Consider the following 14,343-nt stretch of genomic DNA (forward strand, 5'->3'; position numbering starts at 1 on the left):
ATCGCTAATACCTTGGGGAGTATTATGTATTATCTGGTAAGCAGTTGGGGCTACTTATCTTCAAATATTGAGGTCGCATAATTAATTTTAGACTCTGTATTCATTGCTTCTAATATGCCATCATCTTTAGTTTCTGGGGTAAAACTATTTCTTGATTTAGAATAGCTGAAGGCTACACGCTCTACAGCGCCGTTATCTTCTCCACGGTTGATTAATACATAACCTGTTCCGTTTTTATTCATAATATCTAATGAGAATTCATCTTTTGAACTGTTAATGGGACTACCAAGGTTGACTGAAGCGCCAACCCTGTTATTAGCTACTTCCACCATAAAAACATCTAGTCCCCCATAGCCTTTATGCCCGTTTGAGGCGAAAAATAGCGAAGTCCCTCCCACAATATTTGGATACAGATCATTTTCATCTGTATTGACTTTCTTTCCTAAATTTTTAGCAGTACCAAACTTACCGTTTGATTTTAAATCTGCTACATAAATATCAAACTTACCAAAAGTACCAGGCATGTCTGACGCAAAAAATAATCGTTTACCATCCTCTGAAATTGCTGGATGCATTGCAGATGAATTTTTAGGACCTAAGGCAACTTCTTCTACCGTTTTCCATTGTCCAGAAACCTTTTCTGCTTTAAATATTTTATGTACTAATTCTTTCTTTGAAAAAACTCCATACTCTGGTTTTACATACACTGCTTTTGTAAAGTAGGCTGCAGTACCATCTGGCGTAATTGCAATTTGCAATTCTTCTTGCTTGCTGTTAACTTTGTTTTCTGCTGTAATGGCTGCTCTTGTTTCTCTAGCTACAAAATCTTCTATAGACTTTTTACTTGCCGTAGGGTTAATATAAAAGTCATTGAATTTTTGCTCTCTTGATTTTTCTACATAGTAATCAGATTTTACAGAAGCAACCCAATTTTTATCCTTAGAAAAGTCTGTTGCTTTTCCATGACCACTTTTTTTCATGGCAAATTGGTAACGCTCTACATAACTATCTTTTATTCCTGCACCATCACTCAACTTAAAAAGTTTTGTGTACCAGTATAATGCCGTCTCATAGTTTTCACTTAAAAAATTGGCATTACCCAAATCTTCATATATTTCTTTTTCTGAATATCCTAAGTTCTTTAAGGTCTTAAAATTTTCATTTCGTTTTGTGTTTTCTATTTTTTCAGATTTTGACATTCTATCAGAATCTTGTGCTTGAGTAGTGTAGCATGAAAATGCAATCATTGTTGCAAAAAACACGTTGTAGGTTAAATTATTTTTCATAACTATTTCGATAAAGGGGTTAATATCTTCGACAAAATTCACTATTTATTCCTAGAGAATAACTAATAAAAAATCATAGGTTTTTACAAAAAAGGTGTATTTCATCGAAAAAAAGGGTTTTTAATCCGATATTTGACCTAAAAAAACTGAAATTTTTATCCATAAAAATCATTTTTAGGTAATTCAGCTTCGATAAAAAGCAAAATAATAATTGGATATTTACACCTTAAGTCTTAAAAAAATTGATGAAGTATTACGTAGTTATTCCCGCACATAATGAACAAGATTTTTTAGAGGGCACTTTACAGTCTTTAGTAACACAAATACTCTTACCAGAAAAAGTAATTGTGGTCAATGATAACTCTACAGACCATACGGAAATGATTATTGATCAATATACAGCGCAATACCCATTTATAACGAAATTAAATACGCTTTCCTCTACAGATCACATGCCCGGAAGTAAAGTTATTAATGCCTTTACTAAAGGAACACAACTCTTAGATGATGCGTATGACTTTATTGTTAAGCTAGATGCTGACTTAATACTTCCGCCTAATTATTTTTCTGAGGTAGCCTCCGTATTTGAAACTAACAATACCGCAGGTGTGGTTGGTGGTTTTGTATTTGAAGCGACTAAAACAGGAGATTGGCAACTGAACCACCCTATGCACAAAAAACACGTACGAGGTGCCTTTAAAGCCTACTCTAAGGCTTGCTATACGGCTATAGGCGGACTCAAAAACGCTATGGGCTGGGATACTGTTGATGAATTGTTGGCCCAGTTTCACGGTTTTGAAATTATTACACTAGAAGGTTTAAATGTAAAACATCTACGTCCAACAGGTAATGCTTACAATAAAAAAGCCAAACAGCTCCAAGGAAAAGCAATGTATACCATGCATTATGGATTCACCATTACCTTTATCGCATCTTTAAAAATGGCTATGAAGCAGCGAAAGCTACATGCCTTTTTTGATAATATGAAAGGGTATTTCCATGCTAAAAAACAAAAAACCCCCTTCATGGTACATCCAGAAGAGGGTAAATTTATTCGTAACCTAAGATGGCAAGGAATTAAAAAGCAGTTATTTTAAAACTTCTGAAATTGGTTTTCCTGTAGTGCCATTTGGGAAAGCAATACCTAACATGGCTGCTATTGTTGGTGCGATATCGGGAATCTCTGTAGGAGCTACTGTAGCCCCCTTTTTTATTCCCTGACCAAAAAACAATAAAGGAACGTGTGTATCATACTTATAAGGAGAACCATGCGTAGACCCTGTAGTCCCATATTGAATATAATTTGGTTTTAATACCAACATAACATCTCCAGAACGTTGCGGATTATATCCGTTTTGAATAATGTAAGGAACCCCATGTGTATAGTTATTCTCTAACATTTGCTGCGCCGTAAATACCCGCTCATAGATACCATATGACATGAACTCATTAGCGATCTGCTCTTCTACTTCTCTTAATTCTAAATCTAGGTTCTTTACAATCTTATAATCTAAGAAGACTTGACTATTAGAGATGTTCTTTACAATATCTTCTGTACCATAGGTATACTTTAAGAACGCAGCAAACTTCTCTTTTACCGCTTTACTATCGGTGTAACCTGCTGGTATCTTTTGATCTTTAAGATAAGAAGGTACATCTACTGCGGCATGATCTGCTGTTAAAAATACCGTATAGGCTCCTACTCCAACCTTATCATCTAGGGTCGTTAATAAGCGTTCTAAATCTGCATCTAAATGCAAGTAGGTATCTTCTACCTCTTTAGAGTTAACACCATACATATGACCTACATAGTCTGTACTTGAAAAACTAACTGCAAGAAAATCGGTAATAGCATCGGATCCTAAATTTTCCCCATCTAAAGCGGCAATAGCAAAATCTGCCGTTAGGCTATTCCCATAAGGCGTTGCTTTAATAAGGTCATACTGACCATTTTCTTCCCAAAGCGCAGGAATATCATGAGGGAAAGAAGAGTTTACTTCTCCTTTAAATTTTCCTTCATAGTCATTATCATCTGTTCCGCTTTCTACATAGGAATCTATACTTTTTAAGGTATTCCAAGGTTTCTTATAAGATGTTGCTTTCCCTGATGCATTAAAATCTAATACCCATTTTGGTAAATCGGTTCTGTAAAAACTACTGGTAATCCAACGTCCTTCATCTTTACCATGAAACCAATATGCAGCATTTGCTGTGTGTCCTGCTGGTAAAACTGCACCTCTATCTTTAAGTGCTATACCTATTACTTTACCTCTCATCTGTGTATGCAAACGCAGTTCATCAGTTACGGTAGTTACTGCATTTTGAAAAGGAGATACTTGCCCTGCATCCGATGTAGTTCCTACAGAACTATACGTAGCATCAGACACACAATACACTTCCTTATCTATTTGTTTATCATACCAGTTATTTCCTATTATACCATGTGTTGCTGGTGTGGTACCTGTGTATACAGATGCATGACCTGGCCCCGTGTAGGTGGGTGCATAATTAAAATGATTGTTTTTGCAATTAAAACCCTCATTCATTAAACGCTTAAAACCACCATCACCATACTGATCATAAAAGCGCGTTAAGTAATCATAACGCATTTGATCTACAACAATCCCCACAACCAATTTTGGTCGAACAAAGGGAGCCGTTATGACCGTTTTCTCTTCTTTATCTTTTTTTGATTTTCGTTGTGCTAGCACTGCAACACTCGTGAAACACATAAATGCTGTAAATAAGCCTACAGCAGAATTCTTATAATTCATCAGAAATAATTTAAGTGCTAAAAGTAAAGAAATAAATAATTTTATAATTGAATTAAAAGTTAAATCCAACCTAAGAAAGTTACCTAAATAAAAACAATTAAAAATAGCGGCTTGCCTACTTCTTTTTTCTTTTCTTACAATAACAAGTTACAAACGGTTTAATATTATTATTTTTACATCAACTAGATTCTATTAATTAATGAACTACCTAGCATCCATTGGCAGTTATTTTATTATGATACGTGAGGTTTTTAAAAAACCTACAAAGTGGAGAATAATGAAATCACTTATTCTTAAAGAGATCGATGAACTTATTTACGGCTCTTTAGGAATCATCATATTTATATCATTCTTTATTGGAGGTGTTGTTGCCATACAAACCGCCTTAAATATGACGAACCCATTAATCCCGAGAAACCTTATTGGTTTTGCTACAAGACAATCGGTAATTTTAGAATTTGCCCCTACCTTCACCTCTATTATTATGGCTGGTAAAGTAGGATCTTATATTACTTCTAGTATTGGTACGATGCGTGTAACAGAGCAGATAGATGCTTTAGAAGTGATGGGTGTAAACTCTTTAAACTACTTGGTTTTCCCTAAAATTATAGCTTTATGCTTATATCCATTCGCTATTGCAATAGCCATGTATGTAGGTATTTTTGGAGGTTGGATTGCTGGAGTATTTGGCGGATTCAGTACGAGTGCTGATTTCGTTGAAGGTATTCAATTAGATTTTATTCCTTTTCATGTGACTTATTCCTTTATAAAAACGATCATTTTTGCTTTTATAATAGCAACGATACCTTCCTTTCATGGGTATTATATGAAAGGTGGAGCACTAGAAGTAGGTAAAGCCAGTACCACATCTTTTGTGTGGACGAGTGTTGTGATCATTATTGTAAATTATGTACTAACGCAATTATTACTAGGCTAATGATAGAAGTAAACGATATACATAAATCTTTCGGAGAATCTGAAATCTTAAAAGGTGTTACTACGCAATTTGAAAAAGGAAAGACCAATCTAATTATTGGACAGAGTGGTTCTGGTAAAACCGTTTTTTTAAAATGTTTATTAGGCCTTTTTGAACCTGAAGAAGGATCTATCTGTTATGACGGCAGAACATACTCTAGCCTATCTGGTGATGAAAAAAGAGATTTACGTCAAGAAATGGGTATGGTTTTTCAAGGCAGCGCCTTGTTTGATTCTATGACCGTAGAAGGGAATGTTACTTTTCCTTTAGAAATGTTTACCAAGCAATCTAAGTCTGAAATGCAAGATCGGGTAAATATTGTTTTAAAGCGCGTTAACTTAATAGACGCACATAACAAATACCCCTCTGAAATATCTGGTGGAATGCAAAAACGGGTAGCAATAGCACGTGCTATTGTCATGAACCCAAAATATTTATTTTGTGATGAACCTAACTCTGGTTTAGATCCAAAGACCGCAATCTTAATAGATAATCTTATTCAAGAAATTACCGAGGAGTATGATATTACTACGGTGATTAACACCCATGATATGAATTCTGTGATGGAAATAGGTCAGAAGATATTATTCCTTAAGAATGGATTGAAAGAATGGGAAGGCACTAATAAAGAAATATTTAAAACCGATAACGCTGCCGTTACCGATTTTGTATATTCTTCTGAGTTATTCAAAAAAGTACGTCAAATGTATATTGAAGAACGTAATTAATTTCAGTGCTCTTTCACTTCTATTTTAGGATTTTTCAACCTCAGCTTTAACCATTCCGTGATCTTTTTGGTCTCTTCTTCGGCCTGAGCTTTTTTAATCCCTTTTTCCCAGTTCACTTCAAAAACAGGAATCGTATCTAGTTTTTTAAAGTCTGTTTTTATGGTATATGAATAGCTTAATGAAGCCAATTGTTTGTAATTCACTTTTGCTTCAGCACTAATATCTTCAAAAGGAATTTGCGCTATTTTCAGTTTGTTTAGCTTAGTTAAATCTTCTTCTAAAATCTTAATACGTTGATCTTTAGACAACAACTCTGCCTTCTTAGATTCGTAGAGTTCATTTACGTACTTGAACTGATCAACAGCCTCATTTTTTGATCCTTGAATAATCTTTAAATCAGTACCCTCTAATTCTGGATATTCTTCATTTTTTATAGACTCCCAACTGGCAATAATATTATCAGGAACAAGTTCTTCTCCCATAAACATGAGTTCTATAGAAGATTTTGTATTCTTAGTTTTACTACCAAAAATCATATCAAAAAAGTTCTTGTCATTACCATGATACTCAATATTGGTAAAATTCTGTAAGAACATTCCATTCCCTGAAAACTGATATTTCGCCACATTATCTGCGATGAAGCTTTGCGCCTCACTCTTAAACTTTGATTCTTTCCAGGCCTGAAAAAATGTGAAACTAGCAGGGATCATAACTAAAATAGCCACTAAAGAGGCTAGCCTAGCAATAGTTCTTCTACGCTGAGAATTCGCGTAACGAACCATTGGAAAGCCTAAAATCTTAATCACTAAAAATGTTGCTAGTCCAATGAAAATGGTATTAATCGTAAACAAATACATGGCACCCGTAGCATAATCCCAATTTCCAATAGCAAGACCAAAACCAACCGTACATAGTGGTGGCATTAAGGCTGTAGCAATCGCAACACCAAAAATTACACTGGCAATAGTACCTTTTTTAGCTCTAGCAATAACTAATGCTAAACCACCAAAAAAAGCAATTAAAACATCACGAATATCTGGAGCAGTACGTGCTAAAAGTTCGGAAGACTCATCCCTTAAAGGGAAAAATTTAAAGAATAAAAAGGCAGTAAGAATACTCAAGACCACCATAACTCCAAAATTCTTTAAAGACCTGCGTAGCGTATCCACATCATTAATAGCCAATGATAAACCCATTCCTAAAATAGGTCCCATCAAAGGCGAAATTAACATGGCTCCGATAACTACGGCTGTGGAGTTTGCGTTTAACCCAATTGACGCTATAAAGATAGAACAGATTAGAATCCAAGACGTATGTCCCTTAAAAGGGATATCAGCCACGATAGATTCTCTAGTAGCTTCTTGGTCTGTATTTTTTCTGATATCTAGTAACTCAGATAAAAATTGCTTTGTTGACCCTAATAAGCCTTGAAAATCTTTTTTAACCTCTTCGCCTTTTGCGCCTTCATTACTATTAGGCGCAACATGGTCTTTATTTAATTCGTCTTGCATATATTAGGTATACTGTTTACCAAACTTATCTTTTACTTTTGTAAGTACCTGCTTAATATCTTGTTCTTTAGACTTTGGATAAATTAATAATACTTCTTCTTTATCCACGATGATATAATCATTCAAACCATCAACCACTACCACTTTTCCTTTAGGAGAGCGTATCATATTTCCGCTAGCATCCTGACTTAAAACTTGGCTGTTTACCACTGCGTTGTTATCACTGTCTTTATCTAATTTATCATATAGCGATCCCCAAGTACCTAAATCATTCCAATCAAAAGTCGCTGGTTTCACATAGATACTTTTCGACTGTTCTAAAATAGCATAATCAATGGAAATATTTTCTGCCTTAGGATAGTTTTCATTTATAAACTCTTGCTCTGTGGGCGTATTATAAACACTCATTCCTTTTTCAAATAGCGCATACTGCGTAGGCTGGAAATTCTTGAACGCATCTACAATGGTTTTAACACTCCACATGAAAATCCCAGCATTCCAAAGAAAATTACCTTGTGCTAAAAACTCTTTAGCGGTTTCATAGTCTGGTTTCTCTCTAAACTGATTTACTTTTTTTAAACCCGCATCACTACCTTTTTCAAACTCAATATATCCAAAACCAGTATTAGGAAATGTAGGTTTAATACCAAGCGTACAAAGCACATCTTCCTTTTCACACTTATCAAAACAAGCTTCAACATCTTTTGCGAATGCTGCCTCGTCTTCTATCCAGTGATCACTAGGTGCTACAATCATAACAGCATCAGGGTTTTGTTTCTGAATCTTTAGTGCTGCATATAAAATACAAGGTGCGGTATTACGCATTGCTGGCTCCAAAACAACTTGCTCTTGCTTTACTAGCGGTAATTGTTCTAAAACTAAATCATTATACCTTTCATTTGTTAAAATTAGAATATTCTCTTTAGGAACAAACTTATTTAAACGTTTGAATGTTTTTTGAATTAGTGTATCACCCGTTCCTAACATATCATGAAATTGTTTAGGATTTTCTGATGTACTAATAGGCCAAAATCTTGATCCTACTCCTCCGGCCATTAAAACGGCATAATAATTTTTGTTCATTTTCTTAGTCTTTTATTAGTTCTACTTCTGCATTTGGCTGAAATAAATACATTTTACCTGTAGCCAATTCTGAGCACTCGTATCGTTTTATTTTTCTGTTCCCTTTTTTAAAAATTTTCCCATTATGTATTCTAAAAATACTCCCAATGGGTATTTCAAAAACGTAAGAATTTTCCTTTAATTGTTCGTCGTATTGTTTTAATGCCAATGACAGTCGTGCATCTGTATCACTACTTGCACTTGGATTTCTAAAATGGTTTGCCACTAGCGGTACTACTTTATTTGGGAATACATCTGGATGAATAAAAGGCAACATAAGTCCTTGAAAGGTTCGTTTCCATTCTAATCCATGTGGTTTTATTTGACGCCCAAATTTTTCAAAAGCCACTAAATGTGCTATTTCATGTATTAATGTGATTAAAAATCGATACTTATTTAAGGATGCATTTACGGTAATCTTATGAGAACCGTCTGGTAATCTGCGATAGTCACCATGACGTGTTACCCGTTGATTAACAATTTTTAAATTAACACTATGATCCTTTATTAAGGTGATGCATAAAGCAACAGCACGCTCAGGAAGGTATTTTTCTAGTGTTTTACGCATAAAACAAAAATAAGATAAAAAACAAAAACAATTATTTGTGCTACCAATAAACGGAAGAAATAATATAATCTTAATCTATGGGTATAGAAAATAGTTAAAAATTAACAATTCCATGCCACTATTCCTTTTTTAACAATAATTCTCAATGGAAAATGAATAGTGGCGCTATATAAAGCAGTAAAACTATAGATCAGAATATTTTAACTATAGTGTATTAATAGAAAAAAAATCCATTATGGAGTAGTACTACTTACTTGAAGTAGTTTTCCGTTATAAAATTTATTCCCCGTTAAAGAAAAGTCTTTAATATACGTGGCCATTTCCAAGGCGGTATTTGGCGCTTGATACCCTGGAAAAGCTTCTTCTAGCATTTCTGTCTGTACCGCCCCTAAAGCCAGTACATTAAACGATGGTCCAGATTCTTTAAATTCTTCTGCCCATAATTCTGTCAAGGTAATTACTGCTGCTTTGCTAGAGCTATATGCTGCTAAGCCTGGAAACTTCAAACTACCTTGTACGCCTCCCATAGAACTTATGGTAACCACATGACCGGTTTTAGGCATTTTTGGCAAAACGGCTTTAGTAATACTAGCCACACCAAAAACATTTACCCGGTATACGGCCTCAAATTCCTTTTCAGAGATTTCTAAAAATGGTTTATTTAAGAGCATTCCAGCATTATTAATAAGAACATCTACCTGTTGCCAAGTAGCGTTAATAAAGTCATGCAAAATTTCCAAATCTTTTGCCGATGACAAATCAAAAGGAAATGTGGTAATATTAGGATGATTTAAAGCTAAAATAGGCTTATCATTTCTAGACAAAGCCAATACTTGGTGCCCTTCGTTTGCAAACAATTTTGCCATTTCAAAACCAATGCCTCTGCTAGAACCTGTAATTATAATATTCGCCATCTTAATTGTACTTTATTTCTTTGGTAGCTGCATTAATAATTCCCGTTACCATAGGAATTGATTTATTAACCACACGTGCCATATGATCAAAATCCATTAATTCTGCTTCATCATCTACACCATGGTAATGATCAAAATTCGTAAAATCGAACGTACAGAAAGTTTGAGAAGGCACATTAAACGCTGTATGAAAAGCATAATTATCAGAACGCTTAAATAAATTCATTTTCTGTGCAGAAGGCAAAAACCCTATTAAGTTCTCCCCAGAATAATCATTTGCTACAGCTGCTAAATTAGAATTCTCATAGCCTGTTACATACATGAAATAATCTTTGTCTTGCAATGCTACACCTACCATCTCAAAATTAAGCATGGTATATAAATTTATATTTTTCTCTTTTAATCGTTTTGCTAAATCTTTAGAACCCAGAAGCCCCTTTTCTTCTGCTGTAAATAAAGCAAATATTACCGTACGCTTATTCAGTTTATTAGAGGCGAAATAACGTGCTAGCTCTAACACCGTAGTTGTACCAGAGGCATTATCATTGGCCCCATTTGCTATTTTATCACCATTTGTAGGGGCTATTAATCCAATATGATCATAATGAGCTCCAATAATGACTACTTCATTTTTAAGAATAGGATCATTACCTTCCAAAACTCCTACAACATTATAGGCCGGTTCGCTAAAGTTAGCAATCGTATCTTTATAAGTATCAAAAAATGGCTTTACACCATGCGTTGTAAATATCGTTTCAATATAATTTGCAGCTTTTTCTATTCCTTCACTCCCTGCTTCTCTTCCCTTTAAATCATCAGAAGATAAAAAGGTAATAATATCCCCAACATCTTTTGCACTACTAAAATTCACAGCAGGCAAAGCTGTTCTTGACTGTAAACGCACGCCTTCATCCGATTCTTTCTCACTCAACATAAGTTCACCTGCGCCACCACCGCTTGCCGCAACAGGCGCTATATTTTCAGGATCCGTTTCTTTCATTTTCACAGTCCCGCAGGCTGTAACTACTAAAAGTAAAAAAAGATAAACTATAGATTTCATACTGTTTGATTTAGATTTTAAAGATAAAAAAAGCATCCTAATTACTTAGGATGCTTTTCATATATATTCTGCTTTATTTATTTAAGCCAACATAGTCACTGGATTCTCAATAAACGCACGTAACGTTTGTAGGAATTGAGCACCTGTTGCGCCATCTACAGTTCTATGATCACAAGCAAGCGTTAATTTCATGGTATTACCCACTACAATTTGCCCGTCTTTAACTACTGGTTTCTCTACAATTGCCCCTACAGAAAGAATTGCTGAATTTGGCTGATTGATGATGGAGGTAAAACTCTCAACTCCAAACATTCCTAAGTTAGACACCGTAAATGTACTTCCTTCCATTTCGGCAGGTGTTAATTTCTTAGTTCTAGCTTTTCCGGCTAAATCTCTAACAGAAGCACCAATTTGAGATAATCCCATTTGATCTGTAAATTTCAATACAGGAACTACCAGACCATCCTCAACAGCAACCGCTACTCCTACACTAATGTGGTGGTTGTAACGTGTTGTATCTCCATTCCATGAGGTATTTACTTGTGGATGCTTTCTAAGCGCCATAGCACAAGCCTTTACCACCATATCATTGAAAGAAACTTTCGTATCCGGTAAGCTATTAATTTGTACTCTTGAAGCTTTTGCATTATCCATATCTACCTCTATATTTAGGTAGTAATGTGGTGCTGTAAACTTAGATTCTCCCAAACGCTTAGCAATAACCTTACGCATTTGATTATTCTTAACATCTTCAACACTTTCTTCACCAACTGGCAATGCTAATGGAGCACCTGTACCAGAAGCTTTTGCTGCTGGAGCTGCTGCTTTTGGAGCGGGAACAAAGTTTTCTACATCTTTCTTAACAATTCTTCCATTGTCTCCTGATCCAGTAACGTCTCTTAAATTTACTCCTTTTTCTGAAGCAATTTTCTTAGCTAATGGAGAAACAAATATTCTTTGCCCGTCGTTTGCTACAACTTCTTTCGTTTCAGCAGGAGCACTTGGCGCTGCTTTGCTTTCAGTTGTTGCAGTTTCTTTAGGAGCGGCAGCTGTTTTTGGAGCTGCGGTTGATGGCTTTGATGCTAAAAGTGCATCAACGTCTGTACCTTCAGGGCCAATAATGGCTAAAATAACATCAACCGGAGAAGATTCTCCTTCTTGTGTTCCTATATATAATAAGGTTCCTGAATAGAAAGACTCAAACTCCATCGTAGCTTTGTCTGTTTCTATTTCAGCAAGGATATCACCCTCTTCAACTTTATCACCTACTTTTTTCAACCAAGAAGCAACTGTACCTTCTTCCATGGTATCACTTAAGCGAGGCATTTTTATAATTTCTACCCCTTCTGGGATCTCAACAGATTCTGAAGCTTCACTAGCAACTGGTTCTGGTTCAGCAGCAGTTTCCTCCTGCTTTTCCTCCGCTTTAGCTTCGGGAGCAGAAGCGCCATTTAATAACGCTGAAATATCTTCTCCTTCTTCACCTATAATAGCTAGTAAAGTATCTACTGGCGCACCATCTCCTTCTTGTATTCCAATATGAAGTAATGTTCCTTCATTGAAAGATTCAAATTCCATGGTTGCTTTGTCGGTTTCTATTTCTGCTAAAATATCACCTTCTTCAACTTTATCGCCTACGTTTTTTAACCACTTAGCGACTGTACCTTCTTCCATGGTATCGCTAAGTCTCGGCATATTTATTACTATTGCCATCTAACTATAATTTATGTTGTAAAAATGGATAATCTTCTTGCTCGTAAACCATATCATACATTTGGCTTACTGGAGGGAAATCTGACTCTTCAGCGAATTTTTCACATTCCGCCACTAAGCTTTTCACCCTTTTCTCAATCGTCTTAATTTCTTCATCAGAAGCGTATTTTTTATCCTTAATTACATCTAAAACTTGTGTAATAGGATCTATTTTCTTGTACTCTTCTACTTCTGCTTTTGTTCTATAATGCTGTGCATCTGACATAGAGTGACCTCTATATCTGTATGTTTTCATTTCTAAGAAAGTTGGTCCTCCTCCAGATCTTGCTCTTTCAATGGCTTTACTCATTTCTTTAGCAACAGTCACAGGATCCATACCATCTACAGGTCCACATGGCATTTCATAACCTAAACCTAATTTCCAGATATCTGTAGAGTATGATGTTCTAGCTACGGAAGTTCCCATAGCATAGCCGTTGTTTTCACAAACAAAAACTACTGGCAACTGCCAAAGCATGGCAAGATTAAAGGTTTCATGTAATGAACCTTGTCTTACTGCACCATCACCCATATAACATAAAGTAACAGCGTTACTCTTTTTATATTTATCTGCAAAAGCTAAACCAGCACCTAATGGAATTTGACCTCCAACAATACCGTGACCACCATAAAAACGGTGTTCCTTTGAAAATATATGCATTGAACCTCCCATACCTTTTGAGGTACCCGTAACTTTACCAAACAATTCGGCCATTACTCTTTTTGGATCAACACCCATACCAATTGGCTGCACGTGATTTCTATATGCAGTAATCATTTTATCCTTTGAAAGATCCATAGCATGAAGAGCTCCTGCTAAAACAGCTTCTTGTCCGTTATAAAGGTGTAAAAACCCTCTAACTTTCTGTTGAATATAAACTGCTGCTAATTTATCCTCGAATTTTCTCCAGAACAACATGTCCTCATACCATTTAAGGTAGACCTCTTTTGTGATTTTTTCCATTTAAATATGAATTTATAGAACTAGTTCACCTCTATCCAACTTTAGAAGTGAAAAATTGAAAAGCAAAAATACACATATAAATCAATAGGGGAAAAAAATTACAGAAAAAGCGCATCGTCTACCAAAAATTAAACGAATACTTCTTCAAAAGTGAGAATTTCGTAAAAAAACTAGGACTCATTGAGATTCTTCTATTATAAAAAAGAACTATTGAAAGCTAGTGGCAAGATATCAGACAGCGAACTTATTTTGATTACTTCACCAATTTCCCCCATTAAAAGGATAGAAATAGGTTCTTTCTGTTTCTGCTCGTATTCTATCATTGCTTGCCTACAATTACCGCAAGGAGCAGCAGGTTCTTTTACCGCATAATTCTTAGAAGTTGCTGTAATTGCAACCGCTTTGATCTTTACACCTGGGTATATGGCACCCGCTTGAAAAATAGCCACCCGTTCTGCACATAATCCTGATGGGTACGATGCATTCTCTTGGTTATTGCCCACCACTACTTTACCATTTTCTAAAAGCACAGCAGCGCCTACATGAAAACTAGAATACGGAGCGTACGCATTAGCTCTGGCCAATACAGCCTGTTCCATTAGACTCATATCTTCTTGCGCTAAGCGCTCTAAAGATGGGAAAACTTCGTACTCTACTGTTATTTGTTTCTTCAATGTTATTTTTTTTT

The 14,343-nt window shown here is 35.4% G+C and carries 13 protein-coding genes; 3 read left to right on the forward strand and 10 right to left on the reverse strand.

What is annotated here, in order from left to right; all coding sequences use genetic code 11:
* Nucleotides 1-50: 50 nt before the first annotated feature.
* Nucleotides 51-1,286: a TolB family protein gene (locus M666_RS01615; RefSeq protein WP_025613942.1), complete on the reverse strand. Its 1,236-nt coding sequence runs from the start codon at nucleotides 1,284-1,286 to the stop codon at nucleotides 51-53.
* A 245-nt stretch (nucleotides 1,287-1,531) separates the two neighbouring features.
* Here M666_RS01615 and M666_RS01620 point away from each other — a divergent pair, with 245 nt between their 5' ends.
* On the forward strand, nucleotides 1,532-2,383 hold the full coding sequence (locus tag M666_RS01620; RefSeq protein ID WP_029445258.1) for a glycosyltransferase family 2 protein: 852 nt from the start codon (nucleotides 1,532-1,534) through the stop codon (nucleotides 2,381-2,383).
* Here the strand turns inward: M666_RS01620 and pafA are convergent.
* Complete coding sequence (gene pafA, locus M666_RS01625; RefSeq protein ID WP_029445257.1) at nucleotides 2,375-4,060, reverse strand: alkaline phosphatase PafA; 1,686 nt, start codon at nucleotides 4,058-4,060, stop codon at nucleotides 2,375-2,377. The genes M666_RS01620 and pafA overlap by 9 nt on opposite strands.
* A gap of 199 nt (nucleotides 4,061-4,259) precedes the next feature.
* Between pafA and M666_RS01630 the strand changes: the two genes are divergently transcribed.
* Nucleotides 4,260-4,997 carry an MlaE family ABC transporter permease gene (locus M666_RS01630; RefSeq protein WP_024479236.1) on the forward strand — a complete coding sequence of 246 codons (738 nt, stop codon included), beginning with the start codon at nucleotides 4,260-4,262 and terminating at the stop codon, nucleotides 4,995-4,997.
* A complete protein-coding gene (locus M666_RS01635; RefSeq protein ID WP_024479235.1) occupies nucleotides 4,997-5,764 on the forward strand; it encodes an ABC transporter ATP-binding protein in 768 nt (255 codons plus the stop codon). Before M666_RS01630 ends, M666_RS01635 begins: the two co-directional genes overlap by 1 nt.
* Nucleotides 5,765-5,766: 2 nt before the next feature.
* On the opposite strand, the gene M666_RS01640 is transcribed toward M666_RS01635, so the two are convergent.
* From M666_RS01640 to cdd, 8 genes are all read right to left on the reverse strand, one after another.
* Nucleotides 5,767-7,275 (reverse strand): DUF389 domain-containing protein, encoded by a 1,509-nt coding sequence (locus M666_RS01640; RefSeq protein ID WP_029445256.1) that lies wholly within the window; start codon nucleotides 7,273-7,275, stop codon nucleotides 5,767-5,769.
* A 3-nt stretch (nucleotides 7,276-7,278) separates the two neighbouring features.
* Nucleotides 7,279-8,358, reverse strand: a complete 1,080-nt coding sequence (locus M666_RS01645; protein ID WP_029445255.1) for a mannose-1-phosphate guanylyltransferase — start codon at nucleotides 8,356-8,358, stop codon at nucleotides 7,279-7,281.
* A 4-nt stretch (nucleotides 8,359-8,362) separates the two neighbouring features.
* Complete coding sequence (locus M666_RS01650; protein ID WP_024479232.1) at nucleotides 8,363-8,965, reverse strand: SprT-like domain-containing protein; 603 nt, start codon at nucleotides 8,963-8,965, stop codon at nucleotides 8,363-8,365.
* Between the two features lie 233 nt (nucleotides 8,966-9,198).
* A complete protein-coding gene (locus M666_RS01655; protein ID WP_029445254.1) occupies nucleotides 9,199-9,879 on the reverse strand; it encodes an SDR family NAD(P)-dependent oxidoreductase in 681 nt (226 codons plus the stop codon).
* 1 nt (nucleotide 9,880) lies between these two features.
* Complete coding sequence (locus M666_RS01660) at nucleotides 9,881-10,939, reverse strand: M28 family metallopeptidase (RefSeq protein ID WP_029445253.1); 1,059 nt, start codon at nucleotides 10,937-10,939, stop codon at nucleotides 9,881-9,883.
* Nucleotides 10,940-11,020: 81 nt separating this feature from the next.
* Entirely contained in the window at nucleotides 11,021-12,652 is a 1,632-nt protein-coding gene (locus tag M666_RS01665) for a pyruvate dehydrogenase complex dihydrolipoamide acetyltransferase (RefSeq protein WP_029445252.1), read from the reverse strand.
* A 4-nt stretch (nucleotides 12,653-12,656) separates the two neighbouring features.
* Complete coding sequence (gene pdhA, locus M666_RS01670) at nucleotides 12,657-13,655, reverse strand: pyruvate dehydrogenase (acetyl-transferring) E1 component subunit alpha (RefSeq protein WP_024479228.1); 999 nt, start codon at nucleotides 13,653-13,655, stop codon at nucleotides 12,657-12,659.
* 194 nt (nucleotides 13,656-13,849) lie between these two features.
* Entirely contained in the window at nucleotides 13,850-14,329 is a 480-nt protein-coding gene (gene cdd / locus M666_RS01675) for a cytidine deaminase (protein WP_024479227.1), read from the reverse strand.
* Between the last annotated feature and the right edge of the window lie 14 nt (nucleotides 14,330-14,343).

It is taken from the genome of Cellulophaga baltica 18 (assembly GCF_000468615.2).
GTDB classification, from domain to species: domain Bacteria; phylum Bacteroidota; class Bacteroidia; order Flavobacteriales; family Flavobacteriaceae; genus Cellulophaga; species Cellulophaga baltica.